At 58.9% G+C, this 24339-nt stretch carries 21 protein-coding genes; 8 read left to right on the top strand and 13 right to left on the bottom strand.

Going from position 1 to position 24339, the window contains the following annotated elements; translation table 11 throughout:
* The first annotated feature begins 41 nt into the window (after nt 1-41).
* Nucleotides 42-977 (top strand): LysR family transcriptional regulator, encoded by a 936-nt coding sequence (locus BKD70_RS20305; protein ID WP_047274681.1) that lies wholly within the window; start codon nt 42-44, stop codon nt 975-977.
* Here BKD70_RS20305 and surE read toward each other — a convergent pair.
* From surE to hemB, 6 genes are all read right to left on the bottom strand, one after another.
* Nucleotides 974-1747, bottom strand: coding sequence for a 5'/3'-nucleotidase SurE (gene surE, locus BKD70_RS20300; protein ID WP_047274682.1), 774 nt, complete (start codon nt 1745-1747; stop codon nt 974-976). The two genes, BKD70_RS20305 and surE, sit on opposite strands and share 4 nt — an antisense overlap.
* A 21-nt stretch (nt 1748-1768) precedes the next feature.
* Nucleotides 1769-2677 carry a formate dehydrogenase accessory protein FdhE gene (gene fdhE, locus BKD70_RS20295; protein ID WP_047274683.1) on the bottom strand — a complete coding sequence of 303 codons (909 nt, stop codon included), beginning with the start codon at nt 2675-2677 and terminating at the stop codon, nt 1769-1771.
* The gene (locus BKD70_RS20290; RefSeq protein WP_047274684.1) at nt 2674-3309 is read right to left on the bottom strand and encodes a formate dehydrogenase subunit gamma; all 636 of its coding nucleotides are present in this window, start codon (nt 3307-3309) and stop codon (nt 2674-2676) included. The genes fdhE and BKD70_RS20290 overlap by 4 nt, the downstream gene beginning before the upstream one ends.
* Nucleotides 3306-4226 (bottom strand): formate dehydrogenase subunit beta, encoded by a 921-nt coding sequence (fdxH, locus tag BKD70_RS20285; RefSeq protein ID WP_275941152.1) that lies wholly within the window; start codon nt 4224-4226, stop codon nt 3306-3308. Before fdxH ends, BKD70_RS20290 begins: the two co-directional genes overlap by 4 nt.
* Before the next feature lie 18 nt (nt 4227-4244).
* On the bottom strand, nt 4245-7298 hold the full coding sequence (gene fdnG / locus BKD70_RS20280) for a formate dehydrogenase-N subunit alpha (RefSeq protein WP_080960324.1): 3054 nt from the start codon (nt 7296-7298) through the stop codon (nt 4245-4247).
* 230 nt (nt 7299-7528) lie between these two features.
* Nucleotides 7529-8503 carry a porphobilinogen synthase gene (gene hemB, locus BKD70_RS20275; RefSeq protein ID WP_047274686.1) on the bottom strand — a complete coding sequence of 325 codons (975 nt, stop codon included), beginning with the start codon at nt 8501-8503 and terminating at the stop codon, nt 7529-7531.
* Nucleotides 8504-8684: 181 nt separating this feature from the next.
* On the opposite strand from hemB, the gene BKD70_RS20270 reads away from it, so the two are divergent.
* The 4 genes from BKD70_RS20270 to BKD70_RS20255 all read left to right on the top strand — a co-directional run bounded on the left by BKD70_RS20270 (nt 8685) and on the right by BKD70_RS20255 (nt 12695).
* Nucleotides 8685-8981 (top strand): helix-turn-helix transcriptional regulator, encoded by a 297-nt coding sequence (locus tag BKD70_RS20270; RefSeq protein WP_047274754.1) that lies wholly within the window; start codon nt 8685-8687, stop codon nt 8979-8981.
* Between the two features lie 54 nt (nt 8982-9035).
* A complete protein-coding gene (locus BKD70_RS20265; protein WP_047274687.1) occupies nt 9036-10046 on the top strand; it encodes an NAD(P)-dependent alcohol dehydrogenase in 1011 nt (336 codons plus the stop codon).
* Nucleotides 10047-10176: 130 nt separating this feature from the next.
* Nucleotides 10177-10650, top strand: coding sequence for a YbaK/EbsC family protein (locus tag BKD70_RS20260; RefSeq protein ID WP_047274688.1), 474 nt, complete (start codon nt 10177-10179; stop codon nt 10648-10650).
* 173 nt (nt 10651-10823) lie between these two features.
* Nucleotides 10824-12695, top strand: a complete 1872-nt coding sequence (locus BKD70_RS20255) for a DUF3857 domain-containing transglutaminase family protein (protein WP_047274689.1) — start codon at nt 10824-10826, stop codon at nt 12693-12695.
* Between the two features lie 63 nt (nt 12696-12758).
* Here BKD70_RS20255 and pgm read toward each other — a convergent pair whose 3' ends face one another.
* On the bottom strand, nt 12759-14399 hold the full coding sequence (gene pgm, locus BKD70_RS20250; RefSeq protein ID WP_047274690.1) for a phosphoglucomutase (alpha-D-glucose-1,6-bisphosphate-dependent): 1641 nt from the start codon (nt 14397-14399) through the stop codon (nt 12759-12761).
* 248 nt (nt 14400-14647) lie between these two features.
* On the opposite strand from pgm, the gene eco reads away from it, so the two are divergent.
* On the top strand, nt 14648-15130 hold the full coding sequence (eco, locus tag BKD70_RS20245) for a serine protease inhibitor ecotin (protein ID WP_047274691.1): 483 nt from the start codon (nt 14648-14650) through the stop codon (nt 15128-15130).
* Between the two features lie 53 nt (nt 15131-15183).
* On the opposite strand, the gene BKD70_RS20240 is transcribed toward eco, so the two are convergent.
* Nucleotides 15184-16326, bottom strand: a complete 1143-nt coding sequence (locus BKD70_RS20240; protein WP_047274692.1) for a PQQ-dependent sugar dehydrogenase — start codon at nt 16324-16326, stop codon at nt 15184-15186.
* Between the two features lie 18 nt (nt 16327-16344).
* On the bottom strand, nt 16345-16677 hold the full coding sequence (locus BKD70_RS20235; protein WP_052892163.1) for a hypothetical protein: 333 nt from the start codon (nt 16675-16677) through the stop codon (nt 16345-16347).
* A gap of 290 nt (nt 16678-16967) precedes the next feature.
* Here BKD70_RS20235 and BKD70_RS20230 point away from each other — a divergent pair, with 290 nt between their 5' ends.
* On the top strand, nt 16968-19442 hold the full coding sequence (locus tag BKD70_RS20230) for an autotransporter outer membrane beta-barrel domain-containing protein (protein ID WP_047274693.1): 2475 nt from the start codon (nt 16968-16970) through the stop codon (nt 19440-19442).
* Here the strand turns inward: BKD70_RS20230 and BKD70_RS20225 are convergent.
* From BKD70_RS20225 to BKD70_RS20210, 4 genes are all read right to left on the bottom strand, one after another.
* Nucleotides 19425-19961, bottom strand: coding sequence for a hypothetical protein (locus BKD70_RS20225; protein WP_047274694.1), 537 nt, complete (start codon nt 19959-19961; stop codon nt 19425-19427). The two genes, BKD70_RS20230 and BKD70_RS20225, sit on opposite strands and share 18 nt — an antisense overlap.
* A gap of 189 nt (nt 19962-20150) precedes the next feature.
* Nucleotides 20151-20468 (bottom strand): acid-activated periplasmic chaperone HdeA, encoded by a 318-nt coding sequence (hdeA, locus tag BKD70_RS20220; RefSeq protein ID WP_047274695.1) that lies wholly within the window; start codon nt 20466-20468, stop codon nt 20151-20153.
* A gap of 319 nt (nt 20469-20787) precedes the next feature.
* The gene (locus tag BKD70_RS20215; RefSeq protein WP_047274696.1) at nt 20788-21825 is read right to left on the bottom strand and encodes a zinc-dependent alcohol dehydrogenase family protein; all 1038 of its coding nucleotides are present in this window, start codon (nt 21823-21825) and stop codon (nt 20788-20790) included.
* A gap of 149 nt (nt 21826-21974) precedes the next feature.
* On the bottom strand, nt 21975-22322 hold the full coding sequence (locus BKD70_RS20210) for a hypothetical protein (RefSeq protein ID WP_047274697.1): 348 nt from the start codon (nt 22320-22322) through the stop codon (nt 21975-21977).
* Nucleotides 22323-22525: 203 nt separating this feature from the next.
* Here BKD70_RS20210 and BKD70_RS20205 point away from each other — a divergent pair, with 203 nt between their 5' ends.
* Nucleotides 22526-24301: a sensor domain-containing phosphodiesterase gene (locus BKD70_RS20205; RefSeq protein ID WP_047274698.1), complete on the top strand. Its 1776-nt coding sequence runs from the start codon at nt 22526-22528 to the stop codon at nt 24299-24301.
* The last annotated feature ends 38 nt before the right edge of the window (nt 24302-24339 follow it).

Raw genomic sequence — 24339 nt, 5'->3', positions numbered from 1 at the left:
CGCCACAAAAAAACACGCTGACGTGTGGGGTAATCATCAGGATGGACATTTTTCAGGCGATGCGTGTTTTCGTGCGGGTGGTCGAAACCGGCAGCTTCACGGCTGCCGCTCAGGCATTGGGCTACTCCACCGCGCAGACCTCTCGCCTGCTGTCTGAACTTGAAGCCTCACTGCAAGCCCGACTGCTGCAACGCAGTACGCGCCGTCTGGCGCTGACTGAAGTCGGCTCCCGCTACCTGGAACGGTGCCGCCTGATTTTGAGCGAAGTTGAAGACGCCAATGCTGAAGCCGGAGGCGCGCATTTAACGCCCCGTGGTCATTTGCGTGTGCAATCAACCACCGGCATAGGCATTCAATTGTTGGCTCCGCTGGTGGCGCGCTATGCGCAGCTGTACCCGCAGGTCAATGTGGATTTAACCCTTTCGCAACGTCAGCCCGACTTGCTCGAAGAAGGGCATGACGTGGTCATCACCCTGTCTTCACACCTGCCGGATTCCGAGCTGGTGGGTCAGGCCCTGGGCACCATCTCCAGCGTGATCAGCGCTGCGCCCTCCTACCTCGCTCAATACGGCATTCCGCAAAAACCGGACGACCTTGCTGAGCACCGTTGCCTGCACTTGGTCGATCCGATGTTTACCGATAGCTGGGTATTTCGCGACGAACAGGGCGAGCAGTCGGTGCGGCCCGGCGAGGTGTTTCAGGTGAATGTCGCAGAAGCCATGGCCCAGGCGGCTGAAGCGGGGCTCGGCGTCTGCCTGTTGCCCGATTACGTCGCCGTGGACTCCTACAAACGCAAAGGCCTGGTGCGTCTGTTGCCGCATTACCGGCTGCACGAGAAAAGCATCTACGCGCTTTACCCTTCTCGCCGTTTTCTGGATGCCAAAGTCAAAACCTGGGTCGAATTTCTCAAGCAGGAAATCCCCGGCATGCTGCAAGCACACCAGGCCACGGTGAATGACCCGGCGAATTGGGCTTAAGCGTCCACGGCACGCTGTAACTGATCACGCAATGCCAGCGCTGTACGGTCAAACGCCAACGGTGTCACCGATATACCGCCTTGGGTGACCACTTGAGTCTCGGTGTCAGCCGCTTCAGCTTGGGCATGCCGCGTGATGTTGAGCCAATAGTAAGTGGCCTCACGAAAATCCGTGCGCTCGTGGACGGCGATGCCTTCCATCCGCCCTGCCCCCTGCCGGGTGATGCACACCGGGCCCGCCTCATCTGCCGGGACATCCGGGAAGTTGATGTTCAAGCACGCGGACTGTTCCCAGCCTTTGCCCAGCAACTGACGTATGACAGCGGGCGCCAGGGTGCGGGCAGTGTCCCAGCGCACGCCATCGCGACGGGTGAAATACTGGCTCAAGGCAATGGAGGGCACGCCCATCAGCAGGCCGGTCATGGCCGCACCCACCGTGCCGGAATAGAGCGTTTCAACCCCCAGGTTGGCGCCTTTGTTGATACCTGAAAGCAAGAGCTGTGGCGCAGTCGCCATCAACTGGCGCAAAGCCACAGCGACACAATCTGCGGGTGTGCCGGAGACCGAAAACCGTCGCTCCCCGCGTGGCGTGATCCGCAATGGATGGTGAATGCTGATGGCTGTCGATATACCGCTCTGGTCGTGATCGGGGGCGACCACCCAGACCTCGTCAGCCAATTGATGGGCCACGGCTTCCAGTGCCGCAAGGCCGGGAGCGTCAATCCCGTCGTCGTTGGTGATCAGGATGCGTTGCAAGCGTACACACGGCATCAATGCCTCCAGTGTCATCGGTTAACCGGGGAACAAAAATGGGTTCAACCCGCTGCGGGCAAACCCTTGCTCTTCAATTTTGGCATCGAGCATCAGTGAGGCCAGGTCGTCAGCGAAGGTTTCGAGGGTAGAGTCCCGGTCCAGATACAGCACCTTGAGGTAGCTGTGACAGTCCAGGCAGCTTTCAGCCTTGATGCTGGCTTCTTTACTGTCCAGCGACCAATAGTCGAGCTGGCCGGTCTGTTCGCAATTGCTGCACTTAGCCCTGACCATGTGCCAGCGGCTTTCGCACAATCGGCAATGCAAATACCGCAACCCATTGTGCGCGCCGCCTAACACCACGCTGGTCGAGGGCTCGCTGTTACAGACCGGGCAAAACTGACGATGTTCACCATAGTCAGCATGGCCGCTGGCGGGCAATTGCGCGGCCAGTTGCGTCCAATACAAGGACAGTGCCGCCCAGATAAACAGGGCCCGGCCACTGCCAACTTCGCTGTGATGGCCACTTAGCAGTGCGCTGGCCTGTCGTTCCAGTTGCTCGGCCGAGGTATCGCGTAAGCCCTCAACCACCTCTTGCACGGCATCAGTGGCCTGGGGCAACTGATCGAGCAATGCCCGCAATGCCTGTTGCCAGTAGTGGTCGCGCGGCAGGCTGACGTAATCCAGCGGTGCCAACAGTTGCCCCATGCGCGCCGTGGCTGCCTCGACCAGCGACGCGGGCAACGGGTGCTGTTCTAACACCTGTTGCTGAGCCTGAACCAGGCGCGCCACAAATGTCAGGTAATCGGCCATTGGATGGTCAATGGCCAGCGCCTGCAAACGCGCGGCGCGTCGCTGATAGTGCTGTTTGAGCGTGGGCAGCAACAAGGGCGTAATCCGGCCGATGCCACCGGTGGGGGTTTCTATCGGCGTCAGCTTGATGCTGCTCATGGGTGGTCCTTCTTGGAATCAATCTGTTTAAACCAGCGGTCGTGGTGGGTTTTAGCCCACTTGCGCGAGACGTAACCGGTGACCATGCCGCCAATCGAGCCTTTGACCCAGAACCCCATGTAGGCGTGGCCAATAATCAGCAGAATCAGGCAAATGCCGGTCAACGAATGCAGGAGCGCCCCGACGCGGATCACCGGAATCGGGAAGAACGGCGCAAAGTAAGGACGCCAGATCAACACGCCGCTGATCAGCAGCAGCGTGATCAGGCTCATGATTCCCCAGAACAACAGCTTTTGCCCCGCGTTGTATTTGCCCACCTGCAACGACTTGATATGGCGTCCCTTGAGCACATCCTTGACGTTGGCGAACCACAGGCGGTCTTGCGGTTCTGGCAGGTTGTACTTCACAAGTCGTACGAACAGGAACATGAGCGCCAAAAACACCACCACCCCCAGGAACGGGTGCAGGATGCGCGCCAGTTGCGGGGTGCCCAACACATGACTCAGCCAGCTCATCGACGGGAAAAACCACGACAACCCCGACAGCGCCACCAGCATGAAACAAATGACCATTAGCCAATGGCACAGGCGCTCGGCAAACGGGGTACGCAGGATCATGTTTTTCGGGTTCATGGGTGCTTCTCCTGTTCCGTGGACGCGGGCGCTTTTTTGTCAGCGTCCAGCTCGTCGTCCGACTCATCGGTGGTCAACGGTCCTACGCCAACGTAGTGGAACAGCGTGCCCGCCAGGGTGGCAAAAAACGCCACGGCGGCGACAGGTTTGAGCCAGCCTTTCCAGCCTTCGACCACATTGCTGATCCGTGGATCGGCCGGCAGGTTGTGGTACAGCTGCGGCTTGTCGGCATGTTGCAAGACGTACATCACGTGGGTGCCGCCCACGCCTTGCGGGTCATAGACCCCAGCATGCGCGAAGCCGCGGGTGTTGAGTTCGGCCACCCGTTCATTGCCCAGGTGTTTCATGTCGGCTTTGCTGCCGAAGTTGATGGCCCCGGTCGGGCACGTCTTAACGCAGGCTGGCTCCTGCCCAACGCTCACGCGGTCAATGCACAACGTGCACTTGTAGGCCTTGTTGTCTTTCTTGCTGATGCGCGGCACATCGAACGGGCAGCCTGCGATGCAATAGCCACAACCGATGCAGTGATCGGAGCGAAAATCGACGATGCCGTTGGCGTATTGCACGATCGCCCCCGGCGCAGGACACGCCTTGAGGCAGCCGGGGTCCGCACAGTGCATGCAGCCGTCCTTGCGGATCAGCCATTCGAGTTTGCCGCTTTCGTCTTCCACTTCGTCGAAACGCATGAGGGTCCAGGTTTCGGCCGACAAGTCCGCCGGGTTGTCATAAACCCCCACGTTATGGCCCACCTCGTCGCGCAGGTCGTTCCACTCACCGCACGCCACCTGGCAGGCCTTGCAGCCGATGCAGATGGTGACGTCGATCAGCTTGGCCACTTGCACTTCACTGTCACGCACCTGCGGGGGTGGCGTCAGGCTGTTGGTGGCAGAGCGCTTGATAATGTCTTGGGATTGCATGGACATGAGCTTTCTCCCTTACGCCTTTTCCACGTTGACAAGGAAAGCCTTGTACTCAGGCGTCTGCGCATTCGCATCGCCCACGGCCGGGGTCAGGGTGTTGGCCAGGTAGCCCTTGCGGGTCTCCCCTTCGTACCCCCAATGGCACGGGATGCCGATGGTGTCGACCTCCTGCCCGCCCACCTGCAGGGTGCGGATACGTTTGGTCACCACGGCTTTGGCTTTGATGTAGCCGCGCTTGGTGCTGACCTTGACCCAGTCACCCTGGACAATGCCTTTTTTCTTCGCCAGGTTTTCACCGATCTCGATGAACTGTTCCGGCTGCAACACGGCGTTGATACGCGAGTGCTTGGTCCAGTGGCGGAACAGTTCTGTGATCGAGTACGTGGTGGCAACGTAAGGGAATTGCTCGGCCGTCCCCAGTCGTGTCTGGTCGTAAGGAAAAATACGGACGGTGGGGTTGTACACCGTGCTCGGGTGCAACGGGTTGCGTCCGGTCGGGGATTCTGTCGGCTCGTAATGTTCCGGGAATGGCCCGTCTACCAGTGTGTCAATAGCGTACAAACGGCCTACCCCCTCGGGCAGCATGATGAAGGGGCTGGCCTTGCTGCTGGGTGGCAAAGTGGCCGGGAAGTCCGGGACATCGATGCCGGTCCAGCGCTGGCCGTTCCATTCGATGATTTTGCGCTCAGGGTCCCAGGCCTTGCCTTGCGGATCGGCCGACGCGCGGTTGTACAGAATGCGGCGGTTTTGTGGCCACGCCCAGGCCCAGCCCAGCGTGCTGCCCAGGCCAGAGGGGTCGGCGTTGTCGCGGCGTGCCATCTGGTTGCCTTGCGGGGTCCAGGACCCGGCAAAAATCCAGTTGAAACTGGCGGTGGTGCCGTCGTCGCGCAATTGCGAGAAGTCGCTGAGCAATTCCCCTTTGCGCACGGTGACATTGCCTTGCGCGTCTTTGAGATCTTCCAGCGCAAAACCGTTGGCCTCTTGCGCCACTTCTTCGGGCGTAGGGTCCAGCGGGTCACGGTAATTCCATGCCATGTTCAACAGCGGCGCAGGGTTGGCGCCGCCTTCCTGCTCATACATCTGACGCAGCTTGACGAACAGATGCCCCAGAATCTTGCCGTCATGCCACGCTTCATTGGGCGGTGCCGCGCCTGCCCAGTGCCATTGCAGCCATCGGCCCGAGTTGACGATGGAGCCGTTTTCTTCCGCAAAACAGGAGGACGGCAAGCGGAAGACTTCGGTCTGGATGCTGGCGGTGTCGACGTCGTTCTCGTCGCCGTAGTTCTTCCAGAAACTGGACGTTTCAGTGACCAGCGGGTCAATGATCACCAAGTATTTGAGTCTGGACAGCGCAGCGCTGGCCTTGTTTTTGTCCGGGAAGGCCGCGATCGGGTTAAAGCCTTGGGCGATGTACCCGTTGACCTGTCCGTCGTACATCATCTCCAGATAGCGCAATACGTCGTAACTTTTGTCCCACTTGGGCAGCCAGTCAAACCCCCAGTCGTTGGCCGCCGTGGCGTTATCGCCCCAGAAGGTTTTCATCATGCTGGTGAAAAACTTGGGCGTGTTCTGGTAGTAGTTGACCTGCTCGGGCAACAGGGCTTTGGGCGTGGTTTGCTTGAGGTAGGTGGCCAGATCGGTTTGCTGGTCACTGGGCAGGTTCATGTAGCCCGGCAACCGCAATGACAGCAGGCCGATGTCGGTGTAGCCCTGAATGTTGGAGTGGCCGCGCAAGGCGTTGACCCCGCCGCCCGCCATGCCGATGTTACCGAGCAGCAATTGGATCATCCCGGCGCCGCGAATCATCTGCACGCCACTGGAGTGGTGAGTCCAGCCCAACGCATAGAGGAAGGTGGTGGTGCGGTTCGGGACACTGGTTTCACCGATGATGCGGCAAATTTCCAGAAAGTCTTCTTTAGGGGTGCCGCAAATATCGGTTACGACCTCTGGCGTGTAACGGCTGACGTGCGCTTTAAGCAGATTCCACACACAACGCGGGTGGCTGTACGTTTCGTCACGGCGAGCGAAGCCGTTTTCATCGACTTCATACATCCATTGGCTACGGTCGTATTGCTTTTTGGCCGGATCAAAACCGCTGAACAGACCTTCCTCGAAGGTGTAACTGTCCCGCACGATCAGGGGCGCGTTGGTGTAGGCCCGCACGTACTCGTGGTGGATTCGGTCATGGGTGATCAGATAGTTGATCATGCCCATCAGGAAGGCAATGTCAGACCCGGCGCGGATCGGTGAATAGAGGTCAGCCACCGCAGCGCTGCGGTTAAAGCGCGGATCGACCACGATGACTTTGGCGCCATTACGGATCTTGGCTTCGACCACCCACTTGAACCCCACCGGGTGCGCTTCGGCGGGGTTGCCGCCCATGATCAGCACCACGTTGGCGTTTTTGATATCGACCCAGTTGTTGGTCATCGCGCCACGGCCCAACGTCGGCGCCAGGGCCGATACAGTCGGTGCGTGACACAGCCGCGCCTGGCAATCGATACCGAGCATGCCCAGCGCACGGGTGAAACGCTGATCGAGAAACCCGGTTTCATTACTGGCCGCCGACGAGCACAACATGCCTGTGGTCAACCAGCGGTTAACCGTCACACCGTCAGCGTTCTTTTCAATGAAGTTGGCGTCCCGGTCGTCTTTCATCAACCGGGTGATGCGGGTAATAGCGTCGTCCCAACTGATGCGCTGCCACTCGTTGGAGCCGGGGGCGCGATATTCCGGGTATTTAAGCCGCTGTTCGCTGTAGATGAAGTCAATCAGGCCTGCGCCTTTGGGGCACAGCGAGCCACGGCTGACCGGGTGATCCGGGTCGCCTTCAATATGGAAAATACGTGCTTTGGCGTTCTTGGCACCGTCGCCCAGGCTGTACATCAAAATCCCGCAACCCACCGAGCAATAGGTGCAGTTGTTACGGGTTTCTTTGGCGCGTAGCAGTTTGTATTGGCGGGAGGGATCTGCTTGAGCAAGTCCGGGGGAAAACCCGAGTGATGCAACGGTGGCCGTGGCTACACCGGCCGTACAAAGTTTGACGAACTGTCTTCTGCCGACGTCCATAAATCTCCTCAACATCCGTGCGCTATGCCGGATACAGAGTCGTTCCCGCCTCACGGTGACAGGATACGCTCAGGCTTTTTTATCTAATGACCATAGCCAACTTCCGCTCGCACGCGAGGAAAAATCAACCCTAAGGAATATGACAAAAAGCGCCGCAGCGTTATTGATGGACGTCAAGAAAGGTGTAAATGGCGGCAAACTGCGCGGGTGCGCGGTTCGCCGCTGGCGATTTAAATGCCTTGCAGGGCAAGGTCCATCGCAAAGTAAGTGAGGATCATGTCGGCGCCGGCACGCTTGATCGAACCCAGGCTTTCACGCACCACGCGGGCTTCATCGATGGCTCCCGCCTGGGCGCCGAACTTGATCATCGCGTACTCGCCGCTGACCTGATACGCCGCCAGTGGCAAACGCGAGGCTTCACGGATGTCGCGAATGATGTCCAGGTACGCCCCGGCCGGTTTGACCATCAACACGTCAGCGCCCTCCTGCTCGTCCAGCAAGGACTCGCGAATCGCCTCACGGCGGTTCATCGGGTTCATCTGGTATGACTTGCGGTCGCCCTTCAACGCGCTGCCGCCGGCTTCGCGGAACGGGCCGTACAGGGCCGAGGCGAACTTGGTGGAATACGCCATGATCGAGGTGTCCAGAAAACCGGCGCCGTCCAGCGCACTGCGGATCGCTTGCACCTGGCCATCCATCGCGGCCGAAGGCGAGATGAAGTCAGCGCCCGCCGCCGCGGCGGCCACGGCTTGCTTGCCGAGATTGATCAGGGTGGCGTCGTTGTCCACGCCATGGTCGTGCATCACACCGCAATGGCCATGGGAGGTGTATTCGCAAAAGCAGGTGTCGCTCATGACCACCATGTCCGGTGCTGCGTCTTTGCTGATGCGCACCATGCGCGACACCAGCCCGTCTTCACGCATGGCATCGCTGCCGGTGGCGTCCAGATGGTGTGAAACGCCAAACAGCATCACCGACTTGATACCGGCCCGCGCGTACCGCTCGATCTCGCCCGCCAGTTTCGACTCAGGGATGCGCATGACGCCCGGCATGCTGGTGATCGGCACAAAGTCGTCGATCTCTTCTTCGACGAAAATCGGCAACACCAGGTCATTAAGGCTGAATTCGGTTTCCTGGAACATGTCGCGAAGGGTTTGGGAGCGCCGCAAACGACGCGGGCGAACAGCGGGGAACTGGTTAGGCATCATGGTTCCTGAGGGGCAGGTTCATAAGACAGGCGAGCCTTGGCCAAGGCTCAATGGCGCAACAAATACAGGATTGACCTTTGAATTGCAAAACATCCGGCCCGCCTGCGCGCCATTGCCGCGCCCCGCCGATCAAGACGACGGGTTGAACATTTCGTTAAAAGGCGTAATATCGCCGCCCATGATTCTCGAACAGCTCAAAGCGCTGGGCAATGACACTCGCATGCAAATGATGGAGTGGCTCAAAGACCCACTGACCCATTTTCCGCCACAGGATCACGGCGATCCTGCGATCGGTGTGTGCGTGACGCACTTGCAGCACAAGGCAGGGCTTTCACCTTCTACCGCCTCGGCGCATCTGGCCATCTTGCAGCGTGCCGGCTTTGTGTTGACCACGCGCATCGGCAAGTGGACCTATTACCGGCGCAACGAGCAGGCGATTGATGACTTTGCGGCTAGGCTGAAAATCGAGTTGTAATTTTTACCTATACATTTCGTCGTTTTGCGTAATGTAAAAATATGAGGACTGTCCATGAGCACTAAAACCATTTTCGTCCAACCCGGTGGTGGCTACGACAACGTGGTGGTCGGCAGCAGCGAAGTGCGCGCGCCCGCAGGCGGCGAAATCACTGTGCGCCTGCATGCCAACTCCCTGAACTACCACGATTTCGCCGTCGTCAGCGGCATGTGGGGGCCGACTGAACAGCGTATTCCGATGGCCGATGGCGCCGGTGAAGTGATCGCGGTTGGCCCGGACGTGACCGAGTTTAAGGTCGGCGATTCGGTGGTCAGCACCTTCTTCCCCGAGTGGATTGATGGCACGCCGCAGGTGGAAGGGTTTGTCACCGTGCCGGGGGATGGCATTGACGGCTACGCCCGTGAGCAAGTGACAGCCAAAGCCACCGCGTTCACGCTGGCACCGACCGGTTATAGCCACGCTGAAGCCTCGACCCTGACCACCGCGGGCCTCACGGCCTGGCGCGCGCTGATGGCCGACGATTCGCTCAAGCCTGGCGATACTGTGCTGGTACAGGGCACGGGCGGGGTTTCAATCTTTGCCTTGCAATTCGCGAAAATGGCCGGTGCCACGGTGATTGCCACCTCCTCCAGCGACGAGAAGCTGGAGCGCCTCAAAGCGCTGGGCGCCGACCACGTCATCAACTACCGCAAAGACACCCGTTGGGGTGAGACAGCCCGGGCACTGACCGGTGGCCGTGGCGTCGATCACATCATTGAAGTGGGCGGCCCCGCGACCCTCGAACAGTCGATGATTGCCGTGCGCGTTGCAGGTCACATCTCGATCATTGGTATTTTGAGCGGTGTCAGCGGCGCCATGGACTTCGTGCCTGCGCTGGTCAAACAAGTGCGCCTGCAAGGCGTGCTGGTCGGTAGCCGCAGCCAGCAGCAAGACATGATCCGCGCCATCAATGCCAACGGCATGCGCCCGGTCATTGACCGTCACTTTCCACTGACCGATATCGTCGAAGCCTTTAAATACCAGGAAACCAACCAACATTTCGGCAAAATCTGCCTGGACATCTAAGCGCGACACCGCCGCAAGGCGCATTGACCTTGCGCCTGCGGCCTCACAAGGGTCTGTTCCCGTTTCATCGCTTGCAATGAAACGGGAACAGACCCTAGATTCAGGCTTTTATCTTAAGGAGCGAAGCCCGATGAGCCTTGAATCCGTCCGTGCATTCTTCAGCACCAACGCCCCCGACCTGCACATCATCGAATTGGCCACCAGCACGGCGACGGTCGCATTGGCCGCCGAAGCCCACGGGGTCGAGCCCGGTCAGATCGCCAAGACCCTGGCCTTTCGCGTCGGTGAGCGCAATGTGCTGTTGGTCGCCCGGGGTGACGCGCGGATCGATAACAAAAAAATCAAAGAGGCCCTGGGCAGCAAAGCCAAAATGCTGGATGCCGAAACCGTGGTGGCACTCACCAGTCATCCCGTCGGTGGTGTGTGCCCTTTTGGGCTGGCGACAGCGCTGCCTGTGTACTGCGACATTTCCCTGAAAAGCTACACCGAAGTCATGCCCGCCGCCGGGGCCACGCACACGGCCGTGAAGATATGTCCCAGCCGGCTCGCGGCGCTGGTTAATGCGCAGTGGGTCGACGTGTGCCAGCCCCTACCCGCCGCCTAAAAATAGAGCGAAGGCTCTATCTCGGGCCTTTCATCGATTTTAATTGTCCGACAATATAGAAATTACAGTTGAGATCGATTATCATCCGCCGCTCGCGCAGCACCCTCCACCGCCATTCAACGACCAATAAAACGTAGCAGGGTGCTGTTTTAAGGGAATAACCTGAGGCGCTCATGCACCGCTTTACTTTCAGCAAATCATTGATTTGCGCAACATTGGGGATGGTCAGCCTGCCGTCGTTCGCGGCATTGCAACCCGAGTCAGACGCTGCGCTGGCCGGTGAAACACAACGAACGTGCCATTTCAACAGAGACACCAGCAGCGACTGCAGCACCACCTACCGCTACACGATCCTGACCAACAATGGGCGAGAGATGCTGTCGCGCATTGATTTCAGCTTCCCTGAAACGGACCGGCTGGAGATTATCGACGCCCACTCAGTCCAGCCCGGTGGCCAACCGCAGCCACTGGCCGAATCGCAAATCGACACGCGCATGGCTCCCAACCCGGATCAGGGCTTTTTGCGGGCCAAACAAACCTCCATTGCGTTTCCCAACCTGCGCGTCGGTACGACCATCACCTATACCGTGCGCGAACACACCACGGCCAAACCGTTGATGGAGCACTTCCATTACGCGTTGACCTTCGGCCCGAGCCCGGTTCGCACCGATGTGTTCAAAGGCACGTTCACCGCCGAGCAGCCCATTGTCTGGCGCAGCGAGCTGATGGAGGACTTCACCTTCACCCCGTCGGCCGATCACAAAACCCTGGTGGTCGAGCAAAAGAAACCGCGCTTTGTGAACTACATCAACGAAGCCAACAATGGTTACATCCGCCAGGTGCCGCGGCTTGAAATCGGCAGCTCCAGCCAGTTACAGGATCACTTCGGCCCGCTCGCCAAGCGCTACAACGACATCCTTGCTGCGCGCCTGCCTGACGGCGCCGCAAAAGCCGTCGCAGGGCTCAAGGGGTTGCCGCCTGAACAGCAAGTCTCGGGCTTGATGCGCTATATCCATGATCAATACCGCTACATGGGCGACTGGCGCGCCACCGACCGAGGGTATGTGCCCTTCAGCCTGAGTGAGATCGAAGCGCGCGGGTACGGCGACTGCAAGGATTTGTCGGTGCTGCTGACGGCCCTGTTGAAAGCCAGCGGCATCCACGCGCAGACCACCTGGGTCAGCCGGGGTACGAACCCGCTGGGCCTGTTGCTGCCCGGCACCAGCTCGGCCAACCACGCCATCGTGCGTGCCGAGGTCAATGGCCACGTCTGGTGGCTGGACCCGACCAATCCGGTGTTCATGCCGGGGCGCAGCATGCCGGACATCCAGGACCGCTGGGCGCTGGTCATCGATGAACAGGGCACGGTGCGTCAGGAACACATCCCCGAAGCCCCCGCCACGGTGAGCATGGACGTCAAGAAGTTTGAACACTTCAATCGCGAAGGCCAGGCGCGCACCACGGCGCAGGTGCAGATGGGGCAAATGATGCTGATGCAACTGAGCTATGCCGACACCGATTCCGGGGTCTCGGCCACAGACTTGAACCTGTGTAACAACTTTGGCAAAGAGATCAGCGACTGCAACATCACCCGTGAAAAAACCGGTTTCGTGGTCCCGGAGCGTTACACGGTTCACGCCAGCCTGACCAACCTGCGCCCGTTGGAGAATCTGGGCGGGCAACTCATGTATAAACCCGCCTTCATGAGCGAGCGCTGGGACAGCCTGATGAACTATCGGCGCACCGGGCAATTGGCGGATTTGTACCTGGGCGATCCGGAAAAGATGACTTACGACATCACCCTCTCGGGCGCCAAGGTGGCCAAGGTCATCGCCACCTGCACGGTCAACTCGCCCTGGTTCGACCTGGAACTGAGCAGCCAGCGCAATAAAGGTGAGTACCGCTACCTGTATTCAGTGACGCAAAAACACAGTTGGCTGAGCCATGACGCGATCATGAGCGCGCCCTTCGAGGCGATGCTGCAACAAGCACGAGCGTGCAACGAACAGATGCAACAAGGGGTGCAACTCGACACCCAGGGCTGAGCCCCGCCCCTTACGCAAAAGCCTGGTCCCCGCAAAGGGATCAGGCTTTTTTTTGCAGTGGGGTCAGGCGATAGCGGCATCGACCAGCACTTGAGCTTCTTCAACCAGTCGGCTGAGATGCGCGTCGCTGATAAAGCTTTCAGCGTAAATCTTGTAGATGTCTTCAGTGCCCGAAGGACGCGCCGCGAACCAGCCGTTTTCGGTCATGACCTTCAAGCCACCTATGGCCTGCTGATTGCCGGGGGCATGGCTGAGGATTTGGGTAATGGCTTCCCCGGCCAAGGTCGTCGACTTGACCTGTTCCGGGGACAACTTGCCCAACAGCGCCTTTTGCGCGGGCGTCGCCTTGGCGTCTACGCGGGTTGAGAACGGCTGGCCCAGATCGTCGGTCATCTGCTGGTACAACTGCGACGGATCACGCCCCGTGCGTGCCGTCATTTCTGCAGCCAGCAAAGACGGAATCAAGCCGTCCTTGTCGGTCGACCAGACGCTGCCATCGCGCCGCAAGAACGATGCCCCGGCACTTTCTTCGCCACCAAAGCCGAGCGAGCCTTCAAACAGCCCATCGGCAAACCACTTGAAGCCCACGGGGACTTCGTACAGACGACGCCCAAGGCGCGCGGCCACCCGATCAATCAAGCCACTGCTGACTACGGTTTTGCCCACGGCCGCATCGGCGCGCCATTGCGGGCGATTGCGGAACAGGTAGTCGATGGACACGGCAAGGTAATTGTTCGGCGCCAACAGCCCACCCGACGGGGTCACGATGCCATGGCGGTCATGATCCGGGTCGCAGGCAAAGGCCACATCAAAGCGTTCTTTCAGGCCGATCAGGCCTTGCATGGCATAGCTGGAGGACGGGTCCATGCGGATTCGCCCGTCCCAGTCGACGCACATAAATCGGAACGTCGGGTCGACGGCGGTGTTCACGACCTCCAGGTTCAAGCCGTAATGCTCGCCGATTGCTGACCAGTAGCGCACGCCTGCGCCGCCCAGCGGGTCAACCCCCAGGCGCAGGTTGGCGTGGCGCAGGGTATCCATATCGATGACGTTTTTCAGGTCAGCCACATAGGTATTCACGTAATCGTGACGGTGCGTGGTACTGGCTTTGAGCGCTTGCTCATAGCTGATCCGTTTGACCCCCGACAAGCGGGCAGCCAGCAATTCATTGGCTTTAGCTTCGATCCACTTAGTGACGTCAGTGTCCGCCGGGCCACCGTTGGGCGGGTTGTATTTGAAGCCGCCACTTTCAGGCGGGTTATGCGAAGGCGTAATCACCACGCCATCCGCCAGACCAGACGTCCGCCCGCGGTTATAGCAAAGGATGGCGTGGGAAATGGCGGGGGTCGGGGTGTATTCGTCAGCGGCGGCAATCATGGTCTCGACACCATTGGCGGCAAAAACCTCCAGCGCGCTCGCCCCGGCCGGGGTCGACAGCGCGTGGGTGTCGATGCCGACGAACAGCGGGCCATTGATACCCTTCGCTTGACGGTACAGGCAAATGGCCTGGCTGATGGCCAAGACATGCCACTCATTGAAACTCAACTCAAACGAGCTGCCGCGATGACCGGACGTTCCGAACGCCACGCGCTGGGTCGCAATGCTGGCATCGGGCTGACCGGTGTAATAAGCGGTCACCAGTCGCGCAATATCGACCAGCAAGTGGGCTGGAGCCGGTTTGCCCGCAAGAGGACTGAGTGTCATGAAAACCTCGGGAAATAAATGATTCGGAGGAAAAAACGCAGTTTACTGGCACTTCGACACTGGCGAGAAGCGATCTATCCCGTGTCTGGGCAATTGCCTGCGTTTTTGATGATCGCAGGCCCGATGACGGCACGTGACGATGACCCGGTTTGCAACAAAACCGCGCTCATGGCAAAACTATGGCACTTTCCGGTGTTTTCGTGATCCAACCGGACGCTTTCTTTCTGCACTGAATTTAAGGACACATCATGAAACCACTGGTCATCAGCGCGGCACTGTTGTTTTCGTTGAGTACGCTGAGCGGCGTTGCCAACGCCGCCAAACTGGAAGACGTGGCGCCCTACCCTAAAGCCGATAAGGGCTTTAGCCGACAAGTCATTCATTTGCCGACGCAGAAAAATGAAGACGATTACAAAGTCCAGATCATTGCCGGCAAGACCCTGCAAGTGGACTGCAACAAGCAACGCCTGGGCGGCAAGCTGGAAGAGAAGACGCTCAAAGGCTGGGGCTACCCTATGTATCGCCTGAACAAGGTCAGCGGCCCGGCGACAACGCTGATGGCCTGCCCTGAAGGCAAAACCCACGCTGAATTCGTGCCGGTCGTGGGGGATGGTTTCATGCTGCGTTACAACAGCAAGTTACCGATCGTGCTGTACGTGCCCAAGGACATTGAAGTGCGCTATCGCATCTGGTCGGCCTCCAAGCAAATCAAGCAGGCCGTTGCCGAGTAACGGCTTATGGGGCGCCACGGCCATACGGAGTGGCGCCCGCAGCTGTATTCACGCTACTGCAGACCCACGCGATAAAGCGCACCGTCTTTTTCATCGGTCAGCACATACAGATAACCGTCCGGACCTTGCCGGACGTCGCGAATCCGCGAGTTCAATTCGCCCAGCAGGCGCTCTTGATGCACGACTTTGTCCCCCTCCAGTTGCAGGCGGATCAGGTTGCGGTCAGCCAATGCGCCAATGAACACATTGTGCTGCCAGGGCTTGAAACGCGCGGCGTCATAAAATGCCATGCCACTGATGCCGGGTGACTTTTCCCAGACATGAATCGGGCCTTTCATGCCTTCGACCGCTGAACCCTGGGCTTCCTGAATAGGTGTGGAGGAGTAATCCATGCCATGGGTTGCGATGGGCCAGCCATAGTTGCTGCCGCGTTCGATCAGGTTGATTTCATCCCCGCCTTTTGGCCCATGCTCATGGGCCCACAAAGCCCCGGTCCAGGGGTTGAGAGCTGCCCCCTGCGGGTTGCGATGGCCGTAGGACCAGATCTCGGGGCGCACCTTGGCTTGACCGACAAAGGGATTGTCATCCGGCACGCGCCGGTCAGGGAAAATCCGCACGACTTTGCCTTGAAGTTTGTCGAGATCCTGTGCGGTCGGGCGTTGGTTGTTTTCACCCAGCGCAATAAACAAATATCCGTCACGGTCAAACACCAGGCGTGAGCCGAAGTGGTTGCCGGTAGAGAGCTTGGGCGCCTGCGTAAAAATGACTTCAAAATTGCTCAACTTGGTGAGGTCGTCTGACAGCCGCCCACGCCCTACAACGGTGCCGGCCTTGCCCTCTTCTTCGCCACCTTCGGCGTAGGACAAATACACCAGCCGATCGCTAGCGAAGTTGGGCGATAGCACGACGTCCAACAACCCGCCCTGGCCCTTGGCCCAGACCTGCGGCACGCCACCGAGGGGGGCCGAAAGTTTGCCGTCGGGGCTGACAACCCGCAGATTGCCCGGCCGCTCGGTCACCAGAATGCCTTGCCTTTGCGGCAAAAAAGCCAGTGCCCAAGGGTGGTTGAGGCCACCGATGACCGTATCCACTGTCAGTGCGCCCTGTTCAGACGAAAAGTTCTGCGCATGGACCGTGAGTGTTGCCGTGCACAATGACGTGGCGCACAGCGTTACCAGCAGGGTTTTCTTCAGCATCTGCCAATCCTTGTGTGATTAACGCGTGTTTTGCCGTTGCAGTGACGGCGCCGTGGGCTTGAGTGTCGCGGGCGGTGTTGTGGGGCGCGGATAACCGTTGCGGATCTGGCCATTTTCGAGGCTTGGCACAGGGGGCGTTGGCAAGGTAGTGGCTCCGCGCACGGGTGGAGCGCTGGAGGTGCTGCCCTGGCGGCTATTGGGGTTGATACGCCGCAAGGTGTTGTCAGGGGGCGCCGGAGTGGTCTGGACCGTGTTCTGCGCCAATACCGGGGCGCGATTGCCAGATTCTGCCTGTGCGGTGACGCCACAGCTGGTCAACAACAGCAAAAGACCGTAGACGAGGGGTTTCATGAGGCGCTCCTTTAGCCGTGAACCGATGACACTTGGATCATCCCCGAGCAAGAGGGTTCGTTTTAAACGCTTTAGCGCAGCCCGCTAGCCCCGTCAATCTGGCCTGCTATCGCTGATGGTTGAGCAGGTTGATCGAGCCTGCCAGTAAACAGCGCAAACATGAGCACCACAAGCTGTCACTTTTGACAGCTTATCCGGGGCATTCAATGGGTTTATAACCCCATTAAGTTCGACCATCCGCAGAGATGGTGCGTTTCGATGGAACCTTGAATCGCTTCAGGATGGTGCCCATGACCCGCAGCCTAAAATGCCAGCTTTTCACCCTCTCGCTGCTCAGCCTTGCTGTGCATGACGCCCATGCCGCCTGCACGTTCAGCCCCACGGCCGGTGACGACAGCTTCGTCTGTGACAGTGGCACGGCGCCTTCGCTGATCGATTTGTCGGGTAACAACGCGCTGGTACTGCCCGTCAACAGCACGGGCAGCATCAATGGCCCGGTGACCTTCGGGGCGGGGGCTGACAGCATCACGGTGCATGGCGGGCTGATCACCGGCGTCGTCAATCAAGGCGATGGCATTGATGACTTTGTGATGAGCGGCGGGCAGATCCAGTCGCTTGCCCAGGGCGACGGCCGGGATACCTTCCTGATGACCGGCGGCACCATCGTGGGGGCGTTTGAAGATGGGGATGTGGCCAACATGACCGGCGGCAGTATCGGCCGGGTCGACATGAAGCTCGACAACAACATTTTCGACATGTCTGGCGGTCAAATCATCGGCAATCTGGTCACCGGGTTTGGCCGGGATTCGATCATCCTGTCGGGGGGCAGCATCGGGGGCAATATCAGCGTCAGCGGTGGCGACGATGACGTCACCGTGACGGGCGGCACAGTCGGCGGGGAAATTCGCCTGAGTTTCGGCAATGACCGCTTCGTCTGGCGTGACGCAGGCCTGATCAAGGGCGCCGTCTTGATGGGCGAGGATAACGACACGGCGTTACTGGCCAACCTCAGCGAAACGCTCCTGTCTTCCACCCCCGCCCTTGATGGCGGGCTCGGCACCGACAGCCTGAGTATCGAGAACAGCGCCCCTGAGACCGGCGCCCGTTATATCAACTGGGAAACCATCAACCTCACCCGAGATTCGCGCCTGACACTCAACGACACCCTGACGCTGGGCGACAGCACAAGTGGCACGGGCGTGTTCAACCTTGATGCCTCCAGCCGGGTCGAGTCCAGCCAGGGCGTGATAAAAGCGTTTGCCAGCGGGCAAAACGTCACGGTGAACAACGCCGGACTGATTGACCTGACAACCAATGGCACATCGACATCGGACCGTTTGACGATTGTAGGCAACTACACCGGCAACGGCGCGCGACTCAATCTGCACAGCGTGTTGGCTGGCGACAACGCCGCCTCGGACGCACTGGTCGTCTCCTCAGGCACCCTTAGCGGCACCACGTCGATCAACGTGACCAATGTGGGCGGTACGGGCGCGTTGACGGCAGCCAATGGCATTCAGGTTGTAGAAGCTAATCAAGGCGCTGTGAGCAGTGCGGGGGCGTTCACCCTGGGTCAACCCCTGTCGGCAGGCGCCTATCAGTACTACCTGTTCAAGGGTGGGGTTACGGCGGGCAGTGAAAACAGCTGGTTCTTGCGTTCTTCAGTGGTCACTCCACCTGCTGTGGCCGCCGTGCCGGAGCAACCGGTGCCTGGACAACCGACCCCACAACCCCCTTTACCGCCTGTGGCGCCGACACCGGCGGCAGGCACACCGCCGCTGCCGGTGGCGGCGCCGGGTGAAAGCATTGTGCTGTACCGCCAGGAGGTGCCGCTGTATGCCGTGGTGCCACCTGCCGCAGCGCTTCTGGCACAGACCACCTTGGGAACGTTTCATGAGCGTCAGGGCAATCAGCATCTGCTGACAGAAAAAGACGCGGTGCCCGCAGGCTGGGTCCGTGCCTTCGGCAATGCGGTGCGCCAGAGCTGGTCGGGCACGGTTGCACCGAGTTTCGATGGCTCGATCAACGGCTATCAAGTCGGTCACGACCTGTATGGGCATGAGCAGGCCAACGGTTATCGGCAACGCGTCGGGGTGTTCGTCAGCCACGCGCGCCTGGACGGTGACGTGCGCGGCTTCAATCTGGGGTTCAAGGACAACAAGGCCGGTGATATTCGGCTCGATGGCGACAGCCTGGGGGCTTACTGGACCTTGATCAGCCCGCAATCGGCCTACCTTGACGTTGTGGCTATGGGCACCCGGTTTGATGGACGCAGCCGTTCAGAACGCGGGGCCAGGCTGGATCTTGACGGGCATGGTGTCAGCCTGTCCGTTGAAGCGGGCTACCCGCTTGCCTTGTCAGACCGCTGGCAAATCGAGCCGCAAGCGCAACTCATTGGCCAGCGGGTGTCGATGGACAGCGCCAATGATGGCATTTCGCGAGTGGGTTTCGACAGCCAGGACTACCTGAAAGGTCGTGTGGGTGCACGCCTGACTGGCGCTTATGAAGTCGCCAACATCCCGGTTGAGCCTTATCTGCGCAGTAACCTGTGGCACAGCTTCGGCGGCCGTGACGCCACCCTTTATGACGGCCAGCCCGTAACCCGCACGGACCACACCGCCAGCACCGTGGACATCGGCGCGGGCATTGTCGCCCGCCTTCACCCTGCGGTCAGTGTCTATGCGAGTACGGATTACAGCAGCAACATTGACAGCCGTAACCAGGAAGGACTCAGCGGCACCCTGGGTCTACGGGTGAGTTGGTGAGTCAACGTGGCGGTAATCTTCGGGCCCGATCTCGATGACCGTGGACTGCTTGGCTTCATCCAGCAACGCCTGACGGCAGACTTGGTAGCAGTCCTCGATGTGATCGTTGCCGACCATTTTCATGACGCCAAAGCTGATGGTGGCCGCCACGGCTTGCCCGACCAGCGGAATGAAACGGGTGATGGACTTGGTGGCCACTTTAACGCCCATCTTGCGCAGCAATGACATGACCAGCGTGCGGCTGACAAACTTGCCGATGATCTCGCTGCCGATGCCAGACGCTGCCACCACGATCAGGCGTTTGGAGCGTGTGTCCAGTTGTTCGATCTGCTGCGGGGTGAGACCGAACTTACTGTTGATGGCAGGTAGCATCTCCACCAGCAAGGCCACATCGGTGCCGATGTCGAGTCCGGGGATCGGTACGGCCGCCGCACCCGCAGAGACCGCTGACCGTTTGGTCACCATGGATTTGCACTCGTCTCGAATGCGATCAAGCTCGGCCAATGACCTGATTAACATAAGATTCCCCTGACAAATAAAGACACAACGCGGGCAGTCTACTACGGCCTGAAGCGCTGAAGCGCGGCTGCAAGGATGTAGAACGTACGCAGACAGAGAAATTCAAAGAAGATTTAGTGCGAGGGAGAGCTTGCACGTGGACATGGGATCAGGGAAGGCCTGTACTCGCAGCAAGTACAGGCCAGAGGGTCAGACGTCTTTTTTAACTTTCGCCCATTCTTCCTTCAGTTTTTGCACGAAGCTGGCCTTTTTATCCTTCTCGCAGGCGGTGACGATCAGCGGTGTAATTTTCTCGACACCTGCGACGTCCAGTACAGCATCTTCAACTTTGCCCGACTTGTTGACCGCTTCGCCCAACCCTACGGCTGTAGGTCGGAAGCTATCATCCACGGCCAGGAAACTTTCACACGTCCACTGAGATACTGGTTGCTTGGTATCCGCAGCCTGCGCGAGCGTGGAAAGTGCAACCAGACTTGCTGTACCCAGAATCAGAAGGTGCTTTTTCATATGAATATTTCCCTATTATCAAAAATGGCAATGACGTGAGTTCCGCCGCAAGGAACATAGTTGCGGTTGGCGAACCTGTCAAAAAAGCCAAGGCATGATGAATAAAAAATAACATTAGAAAGAAAAATATAATTCATTGAAATTAATGACTTGTGAATTCAAAATCCACAGCTTTCGTCAGGTACCCATCCCCGGGACACTTGTTTTTTATATGCGCGCACAACGGCGGGTGTGAGCCTGCTTTATACACACTCACACCCTTGTCGCCTGCAAATCAACCGTACGGCTCTATAACGGTTGCTGATGTTTAAAAGATCTTTTATTGCGAAAGAATCACTTTCATGGCTTTTTCCTTGGCGGCGTTGCCGAACACTTCATAGGCCTGAAGAATGTCGTTAAGTGCAAAACGGTGCGTAATCAACTTCCCCGCGTCTACTTTTCCCGATTGCACGGTCTTCATTAGCATCGGCGTGGTGTTGGTATTAACCAGCCCCGTTGAAATATTGATGTTCTGAATCCACAACTTCTCAAGGTGCAACTCGACACTCTTGCCATGCACACCGACGTTGGCAATATTGCCGCCCGGTGCGATCACTGACTGGCATGTGTCGAACGAGGCCGGGATGCCCACCGCCTCAATGGCGACATCCACCCCCACCCCGCCGGTCAATTCAAAAATCCGCTCAACGGCATTTTCGGTCTTGATGTCGATAACATGCGTCGCCCCGAACCGCTTGGCCACTTCCAGGCGGTTGCTGTCGCCGTCGACCATAATCAGTTGCCCTGGGGAGTAGAACTGAGCCGTCAATAACGCAGCCATGCCCACTGGGCCCGCCCCGACAATCACCACGCTGTCGCCTGGTTTGACCTTGCCAGCGAGCACGCCGATTTCAAAGCCGGTCGGCAGGATGTCACTCAACATCACCAGCGCTTGTTCATCGGCGCCCGCAGGTACCGGATACAGGCTGTTATCGGCATGGGGGATTCGCACGTATTCCGCCTGCGTGCCGTCGATCAGGTGCCCGAGGATCCAGCCACCGTCCGCGCAGTGGGAATACATCTGGCGCCGGCAGTTGGGGCAACTGCCGCAGGACGTCACACAGGAAATCAACACATGATCGCCGGGTTTAAAATTACGGATCGCCGGGCCAACGGCTTCCACCACCCCGACCCCTTCATGCCCGAGCACGCGACCGGGCGTGACGGCCGGCACGTCGCCTTTGAGGATGTGCAGGTCGGTGCCGCAAATGGTGGTGTGCAGGATTCGCACGATGGCGTCGGTGGGTTTATCGATGACGGGCTTGGGGATGTCGGCCCATGCTTTTTCGCCGGGCCCTTGGTAGGTGAGCGCTTTCATGGTGGCTTTCCTTTATCCGGATTGAAATCTGCCGGGCCGGTCATGGCTGACACCCTGACCGGCCACTCACATGTCATGCGGACCAGTAAAGCAGTGTTTGGCGTAAATGCCCTTGCCACAGGTCAAATAACCGCGTGGCGAGCCCAGGATCAGGGTTTGGCCGAAACCGAGAAGTCTGTTTCGCCCTTGGCATCGGCGCGCAGGTCGACGGTGAAGGCCTTGGAGACGCCGCAACCGGTCACGTTCCAGATTTCATTGGCGCGCTCCACTGCCCCGGAGGGCAGCTGACTGATTCCGGCAATCGACGTACTCACGGAATCAATGCGGCGGCATTGGGTCATCGCGGCGAACAACATCTCGACGTTTTTCATCACGTCCTGTCGCAGCAGCGGATCGGTGACCGATTGCCCGGCAAATTGAGGGTGATGGGCGCAGCCGGTTAAGGCGGCCGCCACTACAGCACAGCTAAAAAGGGCGATGCGATGTTTGACCTGCATATTCACTCCTTGAAACGGCCCGGGGCCTTATCTCTGGTCATCATTGGACAGGGTTAACTGAGTGGCCTGTATACATCCCTGGATAAAAAACAGCCACCCCTCGGTTTTTAGCGCATCGGCTTCGCACGCAAAGCCATCGCATTTTCTCAACGCGGGCGGTAATTTGTGAGCTGTGTCAGGACAACGTAGGACAGGGTGAAAAAATGGATGAGAATGCGTCCCCGCAGGCGTATGAAACCAAGCGGCTCGAACGGGTCGCTGAATTCTGTCCCCCTGACCAGGAGGGCGATGAAGCGTTCGAAAAAATAGTCGCCATGACGGCCGCGTATTTCGACGCGCCCATCGCCTTAATCTCAATTGTCGAAGCGCAACGGCAATGGTTCCGAGCACAGGTCGGGCTCGACACCCGTGAAACCTCGCGCGACCTGTCGTTCTGCGCCCACACGCTGACAGAGAATGGCCTGTTCGAAGTACTCGACGCCGCTCAGGATCCGCGCTTCAAAGACAGCGAGCTTGTGTGTGGCAGCCCTTACATCCGTTATTACGCCAGTGCGCCATTAAGAACCGCTGACGGGTTCAACCTGGGCAGCCTTTGCATTATTGATACCCGCCCCCGCCCCCCCATGAGCGCGCGTGACGGTGCGATGCTGGTGAATTTTGCTGAACTCGCCATGATGCGCATTTCGGGCGTTCGCTCACGCAACTTCGTGGACCAACCCACAGGGCTCTTCAACAGGCTGCGTTTTGAAGAAGACATTCGAATCACCCTGCTCAATGGCAAAAAGAGCCTGGTTTACTGCGTCGATGTCATTGCGCCTCAAGCCCTGAATGATGTGGTCAAAGCGCTGGGTTGTAGCTTTGCCCAAGACCTGATTCTCGCCATCAAGGCCCGGCTGCAGACCCTGATTCCCAGCGGCCGCTTGCTGTACAAAGTCAGTCCGACGCGATTCGGTTTTATCCTTGACGAACACGATGCGATTGACAGCGTGTGTCAAAAAATAATCGACGACTTCAAAACCCCTGTGGAATGCCAGCACATCCCCATCCCGATGCAAATCGGCGTGGGCGTACTGCCCGTGCTAGAGGCTTCGCAGAAAGATCAGGACTGGCTGCGCCTGGTGGTCAGTGCCGCTGACGCTGCCCGGGACCAGAATGTGGGCTGGGCCTGCTATGAGCCTCAACTCGACGCAGCCCAACAGCGGGCCTTCATGCTCCTGAGCGCGCTCCATGACGCCCTCACCCGCGGGCATCAACTGAGCCTGGTGTATCAACCGAAAGTCAAACTGCCGGAATTGACCTGTGAAAGCGTGGAAGCACTGATTCGCTGGAATCACCCGACCCTGGGCGTCATCAGCCCTGCCGAGTTCATTCCTCTGGCCGAAAAAACCGCACTGATGCAATCCATAACGTTTTGGGTTCTGGACGCCCTGGTCGAACAGGCCCGGGCATGGACTGCGCAAGGCGTTTGCCTGCGCATTGCCATGAACGTGACGGTCAACGACTTACAGGATTCGCGGTTTGTCGACGCGATTGAGGCCCACATCCAGGCCCGGCGCCTTGATCCTCAAATGCTCGAACTGGAGCTGACTGAAAGCATCTTGATGTCCAAGCCGGTGTCTGTCCTGCACGAGCTGGAACGCGCCCGGCGTTTAGGCCTGCACATCGCCATTGATGACTTTGGGACGGGCTACAGTAATTGGGCTTATCTGCGAAAACTGCCCGCCCAGACCGTCAAACTGGATCAATCGCTGGTGCGCACCCTGGAAACCAGCGCGCAAGACCGACGGCTGGTGAAAACCCTGATCGAGTTAGCCAAAGGTTTGAACTATCACGTGGTCGCTGAAGGGGTGGAGAACAACGAAATCCTGCGTTTGATCACCGAATGGGGCTGTTCGCAGGCGCAGGGTTTTCTGATTACCCGGCCGCTGGAGGACAAAGCGCTGACAACGTGGTTAGCGGACGGCGGGTTCAAGGGATAAACCTGCCGTGCTGGATGAATGAGTGATTGCCTATGGTC

The sequence above is a fragment of the Pseudomonas sp. BS-2016 genome, assembly GCF_001806145.1.
GTDB lineage: Bacteria > Pseudomonadota > Gammaproteobacteria > Pseudomonadales > Pseudomonadaceae > Aquipseudomonas > Aquipseudomonas lundensis.
The sequence above is the reverse complement of the archived record's forward strand: the minus strand, read 5'-3'. Positions and strand labels throughout refer to the sequence as shown.